The organism is Pseudarthrobacter sp. NPDC058196 (assembly GCF_042882685.1).
GTDB lineage: Bacteria > Actinomycetota > Actinomycetes > Actinomycetales > Micrococcaceae > Arthrobacter.
The window spans coordinates 48,345-64,790 of sequence record NZ_JBHVVN010000001.1 but is presented as its reverse complement, the minus strand read 5'-3'; the positions used below and the strand labels follow the sequence as shown (position 1 = coordinate 64,790).

Here is a 16,446-nt window from a genome sequence, read left to right as displayed (position 1 = left end):
TTGTAATGCTGTTAAAAGAACAGTGGAGCGGGCCCTCAGGCCCGCTCCACCGCTTCAAGACTGGTTGTTACTCTGCGGCTGCAGCAGCAACGATGTTGACCACGCGACGTCCGCGGCGGGTGCCGAATTCAACGGCGCCCGGGGTCAGTGCGAACAGGGTGTCGTCACCGCCGCGGCCTACGCCGGCACCCGGGTGGAAGTGGGTGCCACGCTGGCGGACGATGATCTCGCCTGCGGAAACGACCTGGCCACCGAAGCGCTTGACGCCGAGGTACTGTGCGTTGGAATCGCGACCGTTGCGAGTGGAGCTCGCGCCCTTTTTATGTGCCATCTGAAATGCCTGCCTCTAAATTCTGGGGAATCTGTTGAAATGCCTGAACAGTAACCGGTGGTTACTTGATGCCGGTGATCTTGACCTTGGTCAGTTCCTGGCGGTGACCCTGGCGCTTCTTGTAGCCGGTCTTGTTCTTGAACTTCTGGATGACAATCTTAGGACCACGCAGGTCCTGGAGGATTTCAGCCGTAACAGTTACCTTGGCCAGGTCCTTGGCTGCGGAGGTGACCTTGTCACCGTCAACCAGGAGCAGTGCGGGCAGCTCAATGGTGCTGCCGGCTCCACCGGCGACGCGGTTCAGGGTAACGAAGTCTCCAACGGAAACCTTCTCTTGGCGGCCGCCTGCGCGGACAATCGCGTACACCACTTGGGAACTCACTTCTCTCGACGTTTATAACAAAATTTGCGTGCGGAACCGACTCAATAAAAGCCTGGTTTCTCGCTGTGCCTCAACGCCGTGGGGTCATAACCCAAGTGTTGGCGTAAGCACCGAAGATCCAGAATACGCTAAATCCGTCTCCAGCCGCAAATGAGGCTGGTTCCGGAGGGCCGGCTGTGATAGTAACCACAACCTGGCATGCAGCGCCGCAACCGTGCGTATCCATTGTAGCCGGGGCGCCGCCATCGGTCGTCAGGAGTGGATGCGCGGCGCGTCGAAGAATTCCATTTCAAGCCGGCAGGACTGCTTGAACGCCGTCACCATGGCCGCCTGTTCGTGGTCGGAGGCCTTCCGTCCGGCCTCGTCCACGATGGCGATGGCCTGCCGGGTGGCCTCAGCGAAGCCTTCGTCGGCATAGGTGCGGATCCACGCAGCGTAGGCGTGCCCGTCCGGTTCGCCTGCCGCGAGGAACTGGGCGTGCAGTGTCCTGCCAACCTCGGCGTAGAGCCAGAAGCAGGGAAGGACAGCAGCGGCCAGGACGGCATAGCTGCCCGACGCCGAGACGGCAGTGAGGTGGTCAACGTAGGACTTGGTGACCGGCCCAAGGCCCGTCTGCCCGGGCCGGGTGCTGAGCCACGAGCGGTGCAGCTCCGATTCCACCTCCAGGCACTGCCGGGCCGAGCCTGCCCAGAACAGCTGCTCCGCCTCGGAGGGGGCCAGGGCGCTGGCCCGGGCCAGCACCCGGGAGTATCCGTTCAGGTACTGGGCGTCCTGGGCGAGATAGTAGGCGAAGTCCTTCTCGGCCAGTTCGCCCGAGACCAGGCCGAGGATGAAGTCCAGGGCGTAAATATCCGCCAGGTCCTGCCGGGCTTCGGCCCAAAGCCGTGCCGCGAAGCCGCCTTCCCGGAGGTGGGGCCGTACATGGTGGAAGTGGTGCACGGGTCCGCTCCCCTGGCCCACCTCCAGCTGGCCGGACTCCTCAAGCGCTCCGGCCAGCCAAGGCTTGACCGTCCGCAGTGACGCCTCCCAGTCGCCCAGCCGCGCCTGGACCGTTGCCATGGCAGAGGACAGCGAACAACCCGTGCCGTGGCTGTTGCCGGTGTTGACGCGGGCGCCAGGCACTTCCACGACGTCACGGGCCAGCAGGCCGGCGGTGTTCACCAGTGCGTCCGGGCAGCCCTCCCCTGACAGGTGTCCGCCCTTGACCAGGACGGTGGCGCCTGTGGCATCCGCCAGGCGCCTGCCCTGCTCCAGTGCGGCTTCCCAGTCCCCCGCGGGTTCTTCGCCCACGAGCATGGCCAGTTCCGGAAGGTTGGGGGTGATGAGGTGGGCAAGCGGCAGCAGGTCGCGGAGGGCGGCTTCGGCGGATTCCTTCAGCAGCCGGTCGCCGCTGGTGGCCACCATCACCGGGTCCAGGACCACGACGGCGGGACGCACCTTCTCGAGCCACTGCCTGACCGTGCGGATCACCGCTTCGTCGCCGAGCATGCCAATCTTGACGGCGTCGATGGTGATGTCGTCGCTGACGGCATCGAGTTGCTGGGCCAAAAATGCAGCAGGCGGAACGTGGACGGCCACGACGCCGCGGGTATTCTGCGCCGTGAGTGCTGTGATGGCGGCCATGCCATACCCGCCGTGCGCTGCAATGCTTTTCAGATCCGCCTGGATTCCTGCTCCGCCGGATGGATCCGAGCCCGCGATGGAGAGGACGCGTGGGATGTCGCGGCCCCCAGGGGTTCCGAAGGGGTCAGTGGAGGCAGTTGGCAGGGGCATGGAGAGGGTCGAAGACAACAGACATCCCTTCGCCGGTACTAGCCGGACAGGTTCAACGGGTGTGGATCTCAGCCGGCCTTCTGCGCGGCACCCCGTGTCGGATTCCCAGCCTAGCCGGTGGCACGGTGGCACGGTGAAGGTGACAGCGTCCGGATACAGGAAGTCCCCGCTTCGTGGACTGTTCCCCCTGAATTTTCGGGGGGAATAGTCCACGAAGCGGGGACTTCACTTATCGACGCGGTGGCCTGCCGGGATTTACAGCTCCGAAGCCGGGACGCCCACGCCGAGGATGATCGGTTCCTCGGAGCGCTTGCCGGTATCCGCCGCCTGCTGGTTCGCGGGCTCGGGGACCTTCGCTGCGTGCGAGTGCCCCGTGGTGGCGGGTTGGACGTTCTCATGGTGCTGGACGGCGGTTTCGTTGGCGGCACCCTGGGCGCGGCTGGCGGCACGGTGGCGGCGCGGCCTGCGCTGCCTGGTCTGCTCCAGCGTGTGGTCGGAGTAGTCCTTCCCGGCCGGTGCTTCCGCGGCGCGCGCCTGGGCTTCGCCGCCCTGCGGCCGGCTTTCCTGCGCGGCCTGTTCCGTTGCCTCATCAGCGGCTGCGGGGTTTTCCGGTGCGGCCTCAACGGCGGATTCCGGCTGGCCGAGGTGCGCGAATGCTTCCGCGAGACGGTCCAGCGTCAGGGCGGCCTTGGGGTGCTGCTCCTCCGCGTGCTCCACGAACGGAAGCGGTACTTTCTCGCCGCCGAACGTCAGGACCGCTGCGGGACGCCCGTGCGCATCGGCGTCGTGCTTCTCCGCGTCAGCTGCCGGAGCAGGCTGGACCGGCGCTTGCGGGGCCGGAGCCTGCCCTGCCGGGGCGTGCCGGGCAGCTGCCAGCTCGTCGTCGTGCAGGTGCGCCGCGTGGGCCGCTGCGGCGATGTTCGCCAGGGCAAGCCGGGTGGCCTCAGCCTTGGCGTGCCGCTCGGCGTCGGTGGGGTCCGGTTGGACGGTGTGCACATGCACCGCCGGTGCCGGAACGGCCTCGGCCTGCTGGCTACCGCGTCCACGGCGGCGTTTCCGCTCGGTGCGGGCACCGGGCTGGCCGGCGTCGGTCCGCTGCCCCTCCGGGCGGTGGGCCTCCCCACGGGTGTCGGGACGGTTGTCGGCGCGCTGGACGTGGTGTTCGGCCGCCACGATGTTGGCCCGGCGGTGCTCCACCGGATCGTCGTGGGTCACCACGCCGCGTCCAGCGCATGCCTCGCACTGCTCGCCGAAGACTTCCAGCAGGCCGGTGCCCATGCGCTTGCGCGTCATCTGGACCAGGCCCAGGGACGTGACCTCGGCAACCTGGTGCTTGGTCCGGTCACGGCCCAGGCACTCGACGAGGCGGCGCAGGACCAGGTCGCGGTTGGACTCGAGAACCATGTCAATGAAGTCGATCACAATGATGCCGCCGATGTCGCGCAGCCTCAGCTGGCGGACCACTTCCTCGGCAGCTTCGAGGTTGTTCTTGGTAACGGTTTCCTCAAGGTTGCCGCCGCTGCCGGTGAATTTGCCGGTGTTGACGTCCACCACGGTCATGGCTTCGGTGCGGTCGATGACCAGGGAGCCGCCGGATGGCAGGAACACCTTGCGCTCGAGCGCCTTGTGGATCTGCTCGTCGATGCGCCAGGCAGAGAAGATGTCCTGGTCCTTGGTCCACTTCTCGAGGCGGCCCACCAGGTCCGGGGCCACGTAGGTGACGTAGGCCTCGATGGTGTCCCAGGCTTCCTCGCCGGAGACGATGAGCTTGGAAAAGTCTTCGTTGAAGACGTCGCGGACCACCTTGATGGTCAGGTCCGGTTCGCCGTACAGCAGTTCGGGGGCAAGGACCTTGGTGGAGGTGGACTGGCTCTCGATGCCTTCCCACTGCGCGCGGAGGCGGTTGATGTCGTGCGTGAGTTCCTCTTCAGAAGCACCCTCTGCCGCGGTGCGGACAATGACACCGGCGTGCTCGGGGAGGCGGTCCTTGAGGATGCGCTTGAGGCGGTTGCGTTCGACGTCGGGCAGCTTGCGCGAGATGCCCGTCATGGAGCCGCCGGGCACGTACACCAAGTAGCGTCCGGGCAGGGAAATCTGGCTGGTGAGGCGGGCGCCCTTGTGGCCCACGGGGTCCTTGGTCACCTGGACCAGGACGGTGTCGCCGGACTTCAGAGCGTTTTCGATGCGGCGCTGCTTGCCTTCGAGGTTGACGGCTTCCCAGTTGACCTCGCCGGCGTACAGCACGGCGTTACGGCCGCGCCCGATGTCCACGAACGCCGCTTCCATGGACGGCAGCACGTTCTGGACCTTGCCCAGGTACACGTTGCCGATCAGCGAGTCCTGCTGGGTCTTGGACACGAAGTGCTCGGCCAGGACGCCGTCTTCGAGGACGCCGATCTGGATTCTGTCGTCGCGCTGCCGGACGATCATCTGCCGGTCCACGGATTCACGGCGGGCCAGGAACTCGGCTTCGGTGATCACGGTGCGGCGGCGGCCGGTGTCGCGGGATTCGCGGCGGCGCTGCTTCTTGGCTTCAAGGCGGGTGGAGCCCTTGACGCTGGTGACCCGGTTGTTCACGGGTGCTTCGCTGACGGCGCGCGGCGCACGGACACGGGTCACCGTGTTGGGCGGATCGTCATCCCCGCCCCCGGTCAGCTCAAGGTCCTGGTCGCCGCGGCGGCGGCGACGGCGACGGCGGGAGGTCACGCCATCTTCCAGCGGGCCGTTGGCGTCCTCGTCGGCTTCGTCTTCGGCGTCGGCGTCACCGCTGCGGCCCTCGACGTCCTCGTCCGTCGGCTCGCCGATGCGGCTCCGGCCACGGCGGCCGCGGCTGCGGCGCCGGCGGCGGCTGGTGGAATCGTCTGCTTCGTCGGCCTCTTCCTCGTCAGTCTCCTCCTCCGCCGCGGGCGTTGCCGGGCGGACCACCGTGCTCAGGTCCGGTGCCTGGAAGAGGACAGACGTGGGGGAACCGGGTTCCAGGAACAGCGAACCGATGGGGCTTGCTGCCGCGGCGGACGCCGCTTCGCTTCCGGCTTCAGGGACTGCCGTTGCGGCGGCAGGCTCCTGTGCGTGCCCAGCGTCCTTCGGGGCCGCCTGAACGGCGGGGCTGTCGGCTTCCGGGGCTGCGGCCGTTGGCTCGGGGGTTTCTTCAGTTGCCGGTTCTTCCACGGCGTCCTCTGCTGCGGGCGCTGCAGTTTCCGGCGCTGCAGTTTCCGGGGACGGGGACGGGGACGCAACCTTGCGGGTGGCTACCCGACGGCGGCGCACAGGCTTCGTTTCGACGTCCGCCGCGGCATCCGGGGCGGGGCCGGCAGCCGGGCTCTCATTGGCCGGTGCTGCGGCGGGCACCTCACCCGCGGGAACGGCGCCGGGAGCGGTGGATCCAGCGTCATCGGCGAACGCCGGGAGGGGCTCGGCAGCGTCGGCTTTCTGCCGGGCGCGGGTGCGGCGGGCCGGCGCCTTCTTCTCTGCGACGGGTTCTTCCACCGGCGTGTCCCCTGCAGGGTCCGGCGCGGCGGCTCCCTCCGCACTTACCGCTTCGGCAGCCTTGGGCGCCGCCTTCCGCCGGGTGCGCGGAGCCTTCTTCGGTGCTGCAGCGGCCTCTGTGGCCACAGCTTCGTCGTTAACGGCCAGTTCTCGATCATTTTCCATATGTGGCAACACTCCTGCCCCTGACGTACCGCCACATCCGGCACCCATTGGGGCACATATTGTCAAAACCCGCAGGCGTTGACAGAAGTCAAATGGATGCTCCCAGGTTCGCACCGGCATTGGGGTGCGGCAGCCCACAGGAGCCGGTGGATGTTCTGAAAACCCGTTGTTCTGCGTGCCACAACCAGGTGCCGCTCAATGGAGTCGCGGGAGTGCCGGAGAATTCCGAAGCCTGCCCTGCTCATCATTGGCGGTCTTGGGAACAAACCACCGGACCGGAGTCCGAATGTGGATCGGCTTCCAGCCATGTCCATTCTCTCACACCCGGGCTGGATCGCCGCGGAGGCCAGCGCTGCCGTTGCCTTTCCTGGGTGGCGGGACCAGCCACCGGCGTTACAATCAGGCACAGGAGCACCGGATGAAAAGGACGCCACACCCATGCCCAGCATCGCCCCCGTCAGCGCCCACGAAAGCGATCGCGACATCGATCCGCGCACCACTGCTGCCGAAAACCTTCCCCGGATGACCCGGAACCGGCCGTTCGGCTGGCTGCTGGTCATCACCGGAATCGTGGGATGGCTTGCCTCCGGAACCCTCGTCCTGGAGAAGCTGGAGGTACTCAAGGACCCCAACCACACCACCGTCTGCGATGTGAATCCCTGGATCTCGTGCGGCCAGGTCATGCAGACCTGGCAGAGCTCAGTATTCGGCTTCCCAAACATGTTCATCGGAATCGTGGCATTCGCCATCATCATTACCGTTGGCATGGCCCTGCTCGCCGGCGCCACCTTCGCCCGCTGGTACTGGGTTGGCCTGCAGGCGGGCGTTACGCTGGGCTTCGCGTTCGTGGTGTGGCTGTGGTCCCAGGCCCTTTACTCCATCCACATCCTCTGCCCGTTCTGCATGATCGTGTGGTCGGCCATGATCCCGCTGTTCGTCTGGACCACCATCAGGAACATCACGGCGGGCGTCATCCCCCTGCCCGCCCGGGCAACGCGCATCCTCGGTGACTCCGGCTGGATCATCACGGCACTGCTGTATGTTGCCGTCATCGCCACCATTTTCTTCGCGTTCATCCAGGTGTTCGCGGGTACCTCCGGCTTCTAGGCCGCAGACAACAGAAGCCCTTGGTCCCGAAGAACCAAGGGCTTCCTGCTGTTTCGGGACCTGTCAGCCCTGGAACCAGATCTTGATCTCGCGCCCGGCGGATTCGGTGGAGTCCGAGCCGTGCACCAGGTTCTGCTGGACCTTCAGGCCCCAGTCCCGGCCGAAGTCGCCGCGGATGGTGCCGGGTGCCGCTGTCGTGGGATCGGTGGTCCCGGCCAATGAACGGAAGCCCTCGATGACGCGGTGGCCTTCGAAGATGGCCGCCACGACCGGGCCGCTGAGCATGAACTCCACCAGCGGCTCGTAGAACGGCTTGCCCACGTGTTCTTCGTAGTGCTGCTCCAGCAGTTCGCGGGTGGCGTCAACCTTCTGCAGCTCAACAAGGCTGTAGCCTTTGGCTTCGATCCGGGCCAGGATGGCGCCGGTCAGGTTACGGGCGACGCCGTCGGGCTTGATCAGGACGAGGGTGCGCTCTGTGGTCACAACTGCTCCAATGGGTTGGGTGGGGTTTCAGGTCAAGTCTACGGGGACTATGGCTGGGCCGGGCCGGCGGCCTGGTCCGGGTGGGAGGCTTCCCATTCAGCTTGCTCGCGGGCGCGCTGCGCAGCTTCACGGTCAAGCCGGATGCCCGTGCGGATCCCGTACCACCAGGCGATAGCGAACAGGGCACCCACCAGGAACATTGCCGGCTCAAAGATGCCGGTCAGGACCAGGATGACCTGCAGGATCCACCCCAGGGCCACCCCCCAGGGCTTGTTGAGGACCGCGCAGGCCACCACCATGATGGCACTCAGGGCCAGGCCCACGCCCAGGATGAGGGCCGGCGGGAACTCGTCCCGGCGCAGGCCGAACACCGCGAGGGTGGCGAAAAACATGACGAACGCTTCAAGGAGCAGCACCGTGGAGGCAAACATGACCTTGGTGGAGCGGCGCTTCTTTGGCATCCCGGGGCGCCAGTCGCGCTGTGCCTTTGTCAGTCTGGCCATCGATTACGCCTCAGTCTTCCCGAGCAGGATCCGGGCCTCAGCCACGAGGGTGATGGAGCCCGTGACCAGCACGGCACCGGAGAGGTCGTCGTAGGCTTCGGCCCGCTCGACGGCCCATTCCAGTGCGTCGTCCAGCTTCTCGGCGATGTGTACTTTGTCTTCGCCGAAGCCAAGGTCAACGGCGAGCTCGGCGAGTTCGGCCGCCGGAACGGCGCGCGGGGAGTTTGACTGGGTGAAGCAGTACTCGTCTGCCAGGCCGCCCAGGGATTCCTTGAGTTCGCGCAGGATCTCTTCGGCGTCCTTCTCCTTGAGCACGCCCACCACCGGAACCAGCCTGGTGAACGTGAATGCTTCCTGCAGGGCGGCGGCGGAGGCCTTGATGCCGTCCGGGTTGTGTGCGGCGTCCACGATGATGGTGGGCGCCGTGCGCACCACTTCCAGGCGGCCGGGCGAGGTCACCGCAGCGAATCCTTCCTGCAGGACCTCGAAGTCGAGTTCCTTTTCGCCGCCAAAGAACGCCTCCAGTGCGGCGACCGCCACGGCGGCGTTTTGGGCCTGGTGGGATCCATGCAGCGGCACCAGCAGGTCCGGGTAGCGCCCTGCGATGCCCTGGATGGTGACCATTTGGCCGCCCACGGCAACGGTGCGTGACTCGACGCCGAACTCCACCCCTTCGAAGCGGAAGGGGACGCCCACTTCCTTGGCCTTCTCCAGCAGCACCTGGGCCGCGTCGATGGGCTGGGCGGCGCTGATGAGGTAGCCGCCGGGTTTGATGATGCCTGCCTTTTCGTGGGCGATGTCCTCCGTGGTGTCGCCGAGCAGGTCGGTGTGGTCCAGTGAAATCGGGGTAACCACCGACACCTGGCCGTCCCCGACGTTCGTGGCATCCGTGATGCCGCCCAGGCCCACCTCGATCACGGCCACGTTGACCGGCTGGTCAGCGAAGATGGCGAAGCCCAGGATGGTGAGGCATTCGAAGTACGTCAGCCGCGGCTGACCCTCGGCTTCCAGTTCCGAATCCACAATCTGCAGGTACGGCCGGATTTCGTCCCAGATCCGCACAAAGGTCTCATCGGGCACGGGGTGGCCGTCGATGCTGATCCGCTCGGTGACCTTGGACAGGTGCGGGCTGGTGTACCGCCCCGTACTCAGGCCATGGGCGCGAAGTACGGACTCGATCATCCGCGACGTGGAGGTCTTGCCGTTGGTTCCCGTCACGTGGATGATCGGGAACGCCTTGTTGGGTTCGCCGAGCACGTCCATGGCGCGGAACAGCGGAGCCAGGCGCGGCTCCATCTTATTTTCCGGCGCCCGGCCCAACAGTTCCGCGTAGACGCTCTCCACCGAAAATTCGTCGGTCATGTCCTAGGCCTCCACTTTTTCCACCACGACGGCGGGTTCGTCCACGTCTGCCGGTTCAGCAGCCAGGTCAACGGTCAGGGTCTCGCCCTTGACCAGTTCGGCGTTCGCCAGCAGGGCGGCCACGACGTTCTGCGCAGCCGTGACCGTGGTGCGGATCCGGTCGCTGACGTTGAACCCGGCGTCCTTACGGGCCTGCTGGATGGCGCGGACCATGTCGCGGGCCAGGCCTTCGGCCTCAAGTTCGGGCGTGACCTCGGTATTGAGCACCACGAAGCCACCGCCCGGCAGGACGGCCACGGCCTTGGAGCCGCCGTCACAGCCGTCGGAGTCCGCCACGACTGTCTCCAGGGTGTACTCCTGGGGCTCCAGCCGCAGCCCGCCCGCGGTGACCACACCGTCGTCGTCCACTGACCAATCGCCGGACTTGGCACCCTTGATGGCAGCCTGGACGTTCTTGCCCAGCCTCGGGCCCGCGGCGCGGGCGTTGACCACCAGCTTCTGCTGGATGCCGAATTCCTCCGGGGACGCGTTCTCGGCGTCCAGCAGGCGGACTGCCCGCAGGTTGAGTTCATCGGCGACGACGGCGGCGAAACCGTCCAGCGCACCGGCACCCGGTGCCACCACGGTGAGCTCCTGCAGGGGCAGGCGGACGCGCAGGTTGGCTGCCTTGCGGAGCGAGGAACCGGTGGAGCAGATCTGCTGGACGCGGTCCATGGCTTCGACGAGGGAGGGGTTTGCGGGGAACAGGCCTGCGTCCGGCCAGTCGGCCAGGTGCACGGACCGGCCGCCGGTCAGGCCGCGCCAGATCTCCTCGGACACCAGCGGCAGCAGTGACGCCGCGGCGCGGGTGACGGTCTCGAGGGCCGTGTACAGGGCGTCGAAGGCGTCCTTGTCCTCCTCAAAGAAACGTTGCCGGCTGCGGCGGACGTACCAGTTGGTGAGCATGTCAAGGTAGCTGCGCAGCGAGTCGCAGGCACCGGAGATGTCATAAGAGTCCAGCTGTGCCGTCATGTTCCGGACCAGGTCGCCGGTGTTGGCCAGGAGGTACTGGTCCAGGGTGTCGGCGTAGCCGTCGTAGCGAAGCGTGGCGTCGTAACCCCGGCCGCCATCAGCGGCGTTGGTGTACAGCGTGAAGAAGCTGTACACGTTCCACAGCGGCAGGATCACCTGGCGCACACCGTCGCGGATGCCTTGTTCGGTGACGATCAGGTTGCCGCCGCGGAGGATGGGGCTGGACATCAGGAACCAGCGCATGGCGTCGGAGCCGTCGCGGTCCAGGACCTCGGAGACGTCCGGGTAGTTGCGCAGGCTCTTGGACATCTTCTGCCCGTCGGAGCCGAGCACGATGCCGTGGCTGATGACGTTCCGGAACGCCGGGCGGTCGAACAGCGCGGTGGAGAGGATATGCAGCATGTAGAACCAGCCGCGGGTCTGTCCGATGTACTCCACGATGAAGTCCGCAGGGTTGTGGGTGTTGAACCAGGCTTCGTTCTCGAACGGGTAGTGGACCTGGCCGTAGGGCATGGAGCCGGAGTCGAACCAGACGTCCAGGACGTCCTCGACCCGGCGCATCACCGACTGGCCCTCTTCCGGGGTGCGGGGATCGTCCGGATTGGGCCGGGTCAGCTCGTCGATGAACGGGCGGTGGAGGTCCACCTGGCCGTCCTTGTTCAGGGGAAGCCGGCCAAAGTCCGCTTCCAGCTCGGCGAGGGAACCGTAGACGTCGGTGCGCGGGTACTCGGGATCCGTGGACTGCCACACCGGGATGGGGCTGCCCCAGAAGCGGTTGCGGCTGATGGACCAGTCGCGGGCGTTGTCCAGCCACTTGCCGAACTGGCCGTCCTTGACGTTGCCGGGGATCCAGTTGATCTCCTGGTTCAGCTCGGACATCCGGTCCTTGAACTTGGTGACCTCGACGTACCAGGAGGACACGGCCCGGTAGATCAGCGGGTTCCGGCAGCGCCAGCAGTGCGGGTAGCTGTGCTCGTAGCTCGCCTGGCGGACCAGCCGGCCCTGGGCGCGGAGCACCTGGGTGATGGGCTTGTTGGCCTCGAAGACCTGCAGTCCGGCGATGTCGTGGAGTTCGCCGTGCTTGAACAGGGGCAGGAACTTGGCGCCCTCGTCAACGGAGAGCACCACCGGGATGCCGGCTTCCTCGCAGACCTTCTGGTCATCTTCGCCGTAGGCGGGGGCCTGGTGCACGATGCCGGTACCGTCGGTGGTGGTCACGTAGTCGGCCACCAGGAAACGCCAGGCGTTCTCCATGCCGTACTTTTCGTTGTCGGCGAAGTCGTCCCAGAGCCGCCGGTACGCCAGGCCCTCCAGTTCAGCACCGCTGTGGGTGGAAACGACTGCCGCTTCGGCGTCCTCGAAGCTGTCGTATCCGAGGTCCTTCGCGTAGTTGCCCAGCAGGTCTGCCGCCAGCATGAAGCTGCCCGTCACCGGGGCGTCGGCCGAGGCAGCCTTGACGCCGTTGGGTCCGGCTGGGAGCACGGCGTAAGTGATGGAGGGCCCGACGGCGAGCGCAGCGTTGGTGGGCAGCGTCCAGGGCGTGGTGGTCCAGGCGAGGGCCTGGACGCCGTCGAGCTGCTTGGACAGCGCGGATTCGCCGGCCAGGATGGGGAACGTGACGGTGACCGTCTGGTCCTGGCGGTTCTTGTAGACGTCATCGTCCATGCGCAGTTCATGGTTGGACAGCGGCGTCTCGTCCTTCCAGCAGTACGGCAGGACCCGGTAGCCGTTGTAGGTCAGGCCCTTGTCGTGCAGCTGCTTGAAGGCCCAGAGAACCGACTCCATGTACTCGACGTTCAGGGTCTTGTAGTCGTTATCGAAGTCCACCCAGCGCGCCTGGCGGGTGACGTAGCTGCGCCATTCATCGGCGTACTTCATGACGGAGGCACGGCAGGCGTCGTTGAACTTGTCGATGCCCATGGCTTCGATTTGGGTCTTGTCCGTCATGCCCAGCTGCTTCATGGCTTCGAGCTCGGCGGGCAGCCCGTGCGTGTCCCAGCCGAACCGGCGCTCCACCCGCTTGCCGCGCTGGGTCTGGTAGCGGCCCACCAAGTCCTTGGCGTACCCGGTAAGGAGGTGGCCGTAGTGCGGCAGGCCGTTGGCGAACGGCGGGCCATCGTAGAAGACGAATTCATTGCTGCCCGGCTCGCCGCCGGGGGCGTCAGCGCTGCGCTGGTCGATGCTGGCCTGGAAAGTTCCGTCCTGGTCCCAGTACTTCAGGATGCGCTCTTCGATCTCCGGGAACTTTACGGAGGCGGAAACGCCGGCATTGCCGCTGGCTGGGGTGCTGGAGGCTGAGGCCTTGGGGTAAAACGTCATGTTCGACATCCTGGGTTGGGCGCGGTGAACCTCCGGCGCGGGCCGGCTGTTCCGTTCAGGATGCGAGGACGGCGTCCGTGCCGTCCTGGGACTGCACGCTCACCGCGGTACCACCTCACTTACCGGCACTGCGTGTCCCTCGCGGAACGGGCGCCGCACCGGCCTCTCGTTAACTGCTGTGACGGGCATACCCGTCCGGTTCTACTGACGCGGCAGCCTTGGACGGGCGGCAGCGGGTTCTTCCGGAAGCTCACCGGTGATTGCCGGGTCATAGCCACTGGCCAGTCTACTATTTCTGCCGCGTCCAGTGCCATTCCGGAGCCAGGGGCGCAGGCACGTTGCCTGCACCCCCGGCCGGGGCTCCCGGGTTGGCGGCCTGCGGTCAGCTGCCCTGGTCAACCTGGAGGCGGAGGGAGTCGTACATGATCCCCGCCATCGGCTGCATCCAGTTGTCGCTGGTCGGTGCCTTCGCCGTCCTGGTGGGCGTGAGCGTCAGGATGTTCTCGCCGTCCCGGATCAGGCTGGCCGGGAAGGAGATCGTGGGAAGCTGGCGGTACATGGCCCGCGCCACCAGCCGGTAGGACGAGTTGTCGCCCGGGACACCAGGAAGGGGGTCGATGGACGCGATCGGCGTTCCGTTCAGCGCGACCCCCAGAGTGGCGAAAACCTGCCCCGCCAAGGCGATGTCGAGGTACCCGTGTCCGCGCTGGTAGCGGTGGGCGTCGAACCGGATCCGCCAAGTGGTCAGCGACTGGTCCGGCACGGTGCCCCGCCATTGCAGCTGTCCGTGGGTGCCGGGCGTTTGGACGACGGGTTGGAAGTAGTTCCAGTCCTTCGCCGGCTCATCCACGCCCACCGTGAAGTCCACGCCGGCCGGGAACTCGTAAGGGTACTCCAGCCAGGTCAGTGTCTTCCGGAAGCCGTCCTTGCCGCCATGGATGTGGAATTCTTCAGCCGACCTGTTGGGGGTGCCGATCTGCCACAGGGTAGCGCCGTGGTTGGATGGGACCCAGACGTGGGTTCCGGTGTCGACGCTGGTTCCCGCAGCAACTGTAATGCCGGTGCGGCGGTACTCCCCCATGACCCCGTCGGTGAAAGCAGCCAGGGTGTAGGTTCCCGGCCGCACGCCCCCGAGGCTGAACCTGCCAGCCTTGTCGATCCTGGCGGAATAGATGTAGTCGAGGTTCAGGTATTGCCAGTCGTCCCCTGCCAGGGTCACCCCCTGGTACGCGCGGTCCTCCTTCGGCTGGTAGAGCACCGCCCACCCGTTGTCCACCGCACCGAGCGACGCGACCGAGAGCTTGCCGCTGACGGTGGAGCGCTCGGCCGCGGCGTAGGCCGGGTCGGTGACCCAGCTGTAGGGCCACGCCGCCTGTTCGCGTTCAGCCGCCTGCTTGGCGTCGGTCCACAGGGCTCCCACGTTGGCTTGTTCGTCGCCCCCGGCGGCCTCGGAAACGTGCAGGTAGAAGGGGCCGTAGACCTTTTCCCATCCCTTGGCCGGCTGGACATCCGGTTCGCCGTAGTGCCCGGTGAGGGGATGCCAGAGGAGGATCATGCCGTTGTAATAGTCGTGGCAGGTCAACTCCTGGCGCGTGGGGCCGCCGAATGCTTCTTTGCTGGGCTGGACCAGTGACAACCCCACCTTCCCGTTCGAGATCATGAAGACATGGTTGTCTCCTTCCAGGTTCGAGGAGTTCTGGTATTTGGAGTAGATCGATCCGTCCGGCAGCGCGTAGGTGGTGTCCTGCAACGTGACCCAGTTCCGCGTGTCCTCAATGGTGGGACGCTGCTGGACGCCGCGCGCATCGTCCACCACGAACCAGCGGAACGCAGGGTCATCGGCCGCAAACGCGTACCTCAGCTGCCCGAGCGCCAACCCGTCCGGCATGTTGTCCGGATACTTGGCGATCCAGTACGAGTGGAGGCCGGACGCTCCGCGCTCAAGGGCCATCCTGATATCCAGGTAGAACGTAAGCCGGGCGGGGTCGTTGGCGAGCATCGAGATCTCAATGCGGTCCGCGCTTTGGCTGACCACCCGGAACGCCGCCCCCGACAGGCCCGAAGCCCCGGCGGCGCCTGAGTAGTTGAACGTTGTGTAGCCGCTCCCGTGGGAACCGGACAGGAGGTTGGATGCACCGTTGCCCTGGCTGCTGCCCACCAGCCGGAGGTCGGTGATCTTCGCGGTGGACTTGGTCACGGTGAAGCGGACAATCCCGTTATCCAGCGTGACGGAGGTGCCGTTGTCAACGAGTGTGACGTCGGAAGCACCCGCAGCTGCGGCCCTGGCGGGCGCCAGCCCGGTGACCGCGGCAGCCCCGGCGGCGGTACCCAGGAGGCTGAGGATGGTACGGCGTGCGATGGTGTTGGACATGGAGGTCTCCTTTTGGCGTCATTGCCTGCGCAATCTTGTGTTGTGCGTTCCCGGCGCACGCAGCAGTACCCCACCTTTGGGGGCGCGCACCGGACAAGCGCCGTCCTCCCCCTGCGGGAAAGCGCTTTCTTTGAAACGTTACATATTGCGTGACATGCCAGTCAAGAGGTTTACGGGACCATCTCCCTGCGGGAACTTCCCTAATGGGGCTGATGGCGGCGCTCGGCGCCGCCATCTACTCATGGTGACCAGCCAGGGCACCAGGGGCTCAAACTATTCAGTCAAGCGGGTTCCAGGCACCAACGTTGCGGCGGTGGTGGCCACCCTGCACATCAGGGGATCTGGCTGTACTAGCCCTTCCTGATCAGTTTGTGTGTCGCTGCCTGCGCCACCGGCCGGATAACGATCTGGTCCAGGTTGACGTGGTGCGGGGCGGAGACGGCGTATCGGACCACGTCTGCCACATCCGCGGCGGTCAGAGGCTTCTCCACCCCCTGGTAGACCTTCCCGGCCGCCTGCGCATCGCCCAGGCGATTCAGCGCAAATTCCTCGGTTTGCACCAGGCCCGGCGCCACCTCAATGACTCGCAGGTTATGCTCCGCTTCCTCCAGGCGGAGGGCATTCGTCAGGGCGTGTTGGCCGAACTTGGCCGCGTTGTAGCCGCCGCCGCCCTCATAGGCATCCAGCCCCGCCGTGGACGTCAGGTTGAGCACGGTGCCCCCGCCGGTGGCGCGGAGCATCGGCAGGAAGGCGCGGGTCAGCTTCATCGTGCCCAGGACGTTGACCCGGAACATCCACTCCCAGTCGGCGGTGCTGGCGTCGCCCACCTTGTCCGCTCCGCGGGCGCCGCCGGCGATGTTGACGAGCGTATCGATGCCGCCTGCGTCGGTGACTTGGGCAAGGAGCCGGGACACGTCGTCGTCCTCTGCGATATCGGCAGGGATCGCGACAGCGCCCGTCTCGGCTGCCAACGCGGCGAGGCGGTCCGCCCGGCGTGCGACGGCGAAGACCGTCCAGCCCTCCGCGCGCAAGGCGCGGACAGCCGCTTCCCCGATTCCGCTGCTCGCGCCAGTCACCAATGCTGCCTTTTTCTGCAAGTCCTCAGTCATGGCACAACCCTAACGGGGCCGGCCGGCGGGACGTCCCGGAACGT

General features: G+C 66.4%; 11 protein-coding genes and 1 riboswitch. Of the genes, 1 reads left to right on the top strand and 10 read right to left on the bottom strand.

The features are described from left to right. Positions 1–67: 67 nt before the first annotated feature. The 4 genes from rpmA to ACFVVC_RS00290 form a co-directional block, all read right to left on the bottom strand. Entirely contained in the window at positions 68–331 is a 264-nt protein-coding gene (rpmA, locus tag ACFVVC_RS00305; RefSeq protein WP_009372867.1) for a 50S ribosomal protein L27, read from the bottom strand. A 61-nt stretch (positions 332–392) separates the two neighbouring features. After that, positions 393–701: a 50S ribosomal protein L21 gene (gene rplU, locus ACFVVC_RS00300; RefSeq protein WP_018761567.1), complete on the bottom strand. Its 309-nt coding sequence runs from the start codon at positions 699–701 to the stop codon at positions 393–395. A 264-nt stretch (positions 702–965) separates the two neighbouring features. Further along, positions 966–2,486, bottom strand: coding sequence for a bifunctional hydroxymethylpyrimidine kinase/phosphomethylpyrimidine kinase (gene thiD, locus ACFVVC_RS00295; protein ID WP_387448845.1), 1,521 nt, complete (start codon positions 2,484–2,486; stop codon positions 966–968). A gap of 7 nt (positions 2,487–2,493) precedes the next feature. Continuing rightward, positions 2,494–2,591: riboswitch (TPP riboswitch) on the bottom strand. Positions 2,592–2,741: 150 nt separating this feature from the next. Continuing rightward, the gene (locus ACFVVC_RS00290; RefSeq protein ID WP_387447809.1) at positions 2,742–6,137 is read right to left on the bottom strand and encodes an Rne/Rng family ribonuclease; all 3,396 of its coding nucleotides are present in this window, start codon (positions 6,135–6,137) and stop codon (positions 2,742–2,744) included. A gap of 438 nt (positions 6,138–6,575) precedes the next feature. Between ACFVVC_RS00290 and ACFVVC_RS00285 the strand changes: the two genes are divergently transcribed. Beyond that, positions 6,576–7,244 carry a vitamin K epoxide reductase family protein gene (locus ACFVVC_RS00285; protein ID WP_387447807.1) on the top strand — a complete coding sequence of 223 codons (669 nt, stop codon included), beginning with the start codon at positions 6,576–6,578 and terminating at the stop codon, positions 7,242–7,244. 63 nt (positions 7,245–7,307) lie between these two features. On the opposite strand, the gene ndk is transcribed toward ACFVVC_RS00285, so the two are convergent. From ndk to ACFVVC_RS00255, 6 genes are all read right to left on the bottom strand, one after another. Further along, positions 7,308–7,727, bottom strand: coding sequence for a nucleoside-diphosphate kinase (gene ndk, locus ACFVVC_RS00280; RefSeq protein ID WP_387447806.1), 420 nt, complete (start codon positions 7,725–7,727; stop codon positions 7,308–7,310). 47 nt (positions 7,728–7,774) lie between these two features. Beyond that, positions 7,775–8,230 carry a DUF4233 domain-containing protein gene (locus tag ACFVVC_RS00275; RefSeq protein WP_387447804.1) on the bottom strand — a complete coding sequence of 152 codons (456 nt, stop codon included), beginning with the start codon at positions 8,228–8,230 and terminating at the stop codon, positions 7,775–7,777. Between the two features lie 3 nt (positions 8,231–8,233). Then, positions 8,234–9,592 (bottom strand): bifunctional folylpolyglutamate synthase/dihydrofolate synthase, encoded by a 1,359-nt coding sequence (locus ACFVVC_RS00270; protein ID WP_387447802.1) that lies wholly within the window; start codon positions 9,590–9,592, stop codon positions 8,234–8,236. 3 nt (positions 9,593–9,595) lie between these two features. Then, positions 9,596–12,922, bottom strand: coding sequence for an isoleucine--tRNA ligase (gene ileS / locus ACFVVC_RS00265; protein WP_387447800.1), 3,327 nt, complete (start codon positions 12,920–12,922; stop codon positions 9,596–9,598). 382 nt (positions 12,923–13,304) lie between these two features. Next, on the bottom strand, positions 13,305–15,293 hold the full coding sequence (locus ACFVVC_RS00260; protein WP_387447798.1) for a polysaccharide lyase family protein: 1,989 nt from the start codon (positions 15,291–15,293) through the stop codon (positions 13,305–13,307). Positions 15,294–15,643: 350 nt separating this feature from the next. Beyond that, on the bottom strand, positions 15,644–16,402 hold the full coding sequence (locus ACFVVC_RS00255) for an SDR family oxidoreductase (RefSeq protein WP_387447796.1): 759 nt from the start codon (positions 16,400–16,402) through the stop codon (positions 15,644–15,646). Between the last annotated feature and the right edge of the window lie 44 nt (positions 16,403–16,446).

What these genes read in the sequence shown, in the direction of transcription:
- ACFVVC_RS00285 (WP_387447807.1), top strand. Translation starts at nt 6,576, where the DNA reads ATGCCCAGCATCGCCCCCGTCAGCGCCCACGAAAGCGATCGCGACATC.
- rpmA (WP_009372867.1), bottom strand. Translation starts at nt 331, where the DNA reads ATGGCACATAAAAAGGGCGCGAGCTCCACTCGCAACGGTCGCGATTCC.
- ACFVVC_RS00255 (WP_387447796.1), bottom strand. Translation starts at nt 16,402, where the DNA reads ATGACTGAGGACTTGCAGAAAAAGGCAGCATTGGTGACTGGCGCGAGC.
- ACFVVC_RS00270 (WP_387447802.1), bottom strand. Translation starts at nt 9,592, where the DNA reads ATGACCGACGAATTTTCGGTGGAGAGCGTCTACGCGGAACTGTTGGGC.
- ileS (WP_387447800.1), bottom strand. Translation starts at nt 12,922, where the DNA reads ATGACGTTTTACCCCAAGGCCTCAGCCTCCAGCACCCCAGCCAGCGGC.
- thiD (WP_387448845.1), bottom strand. Translation starts at nt 2,486, where the DNA reads ATGCCCCTGCCAACTGCCTCCACTGACCCCTTCGGAACCCCTGGGGGC.
- ACFVVC_RS00290 (WP_387447809.1), bottom strand. Translation starts at nt 6,137, where the DNA reads ATGGAAAATGATCGAGAACTGGCCGTTAACGACGAAGCTGTGGCCACA.
- ACFVVC_RS00275 (WP_387447804.1), bottom strand. Translation starts at nt 8,230, where the DNA reads ATGGCCAGACTGACAAAGGCACAGCGCGACTGGCGCCCCGGGATGCCA.
- ACFVVC_RS00260 (WP_387447798.1), bottom strand. Translation starts at nt 15,293, where the DNA reads ATGTCCAACACCATCGCACGCCGTACCATCCTCAGCCTCCTGGGTACC.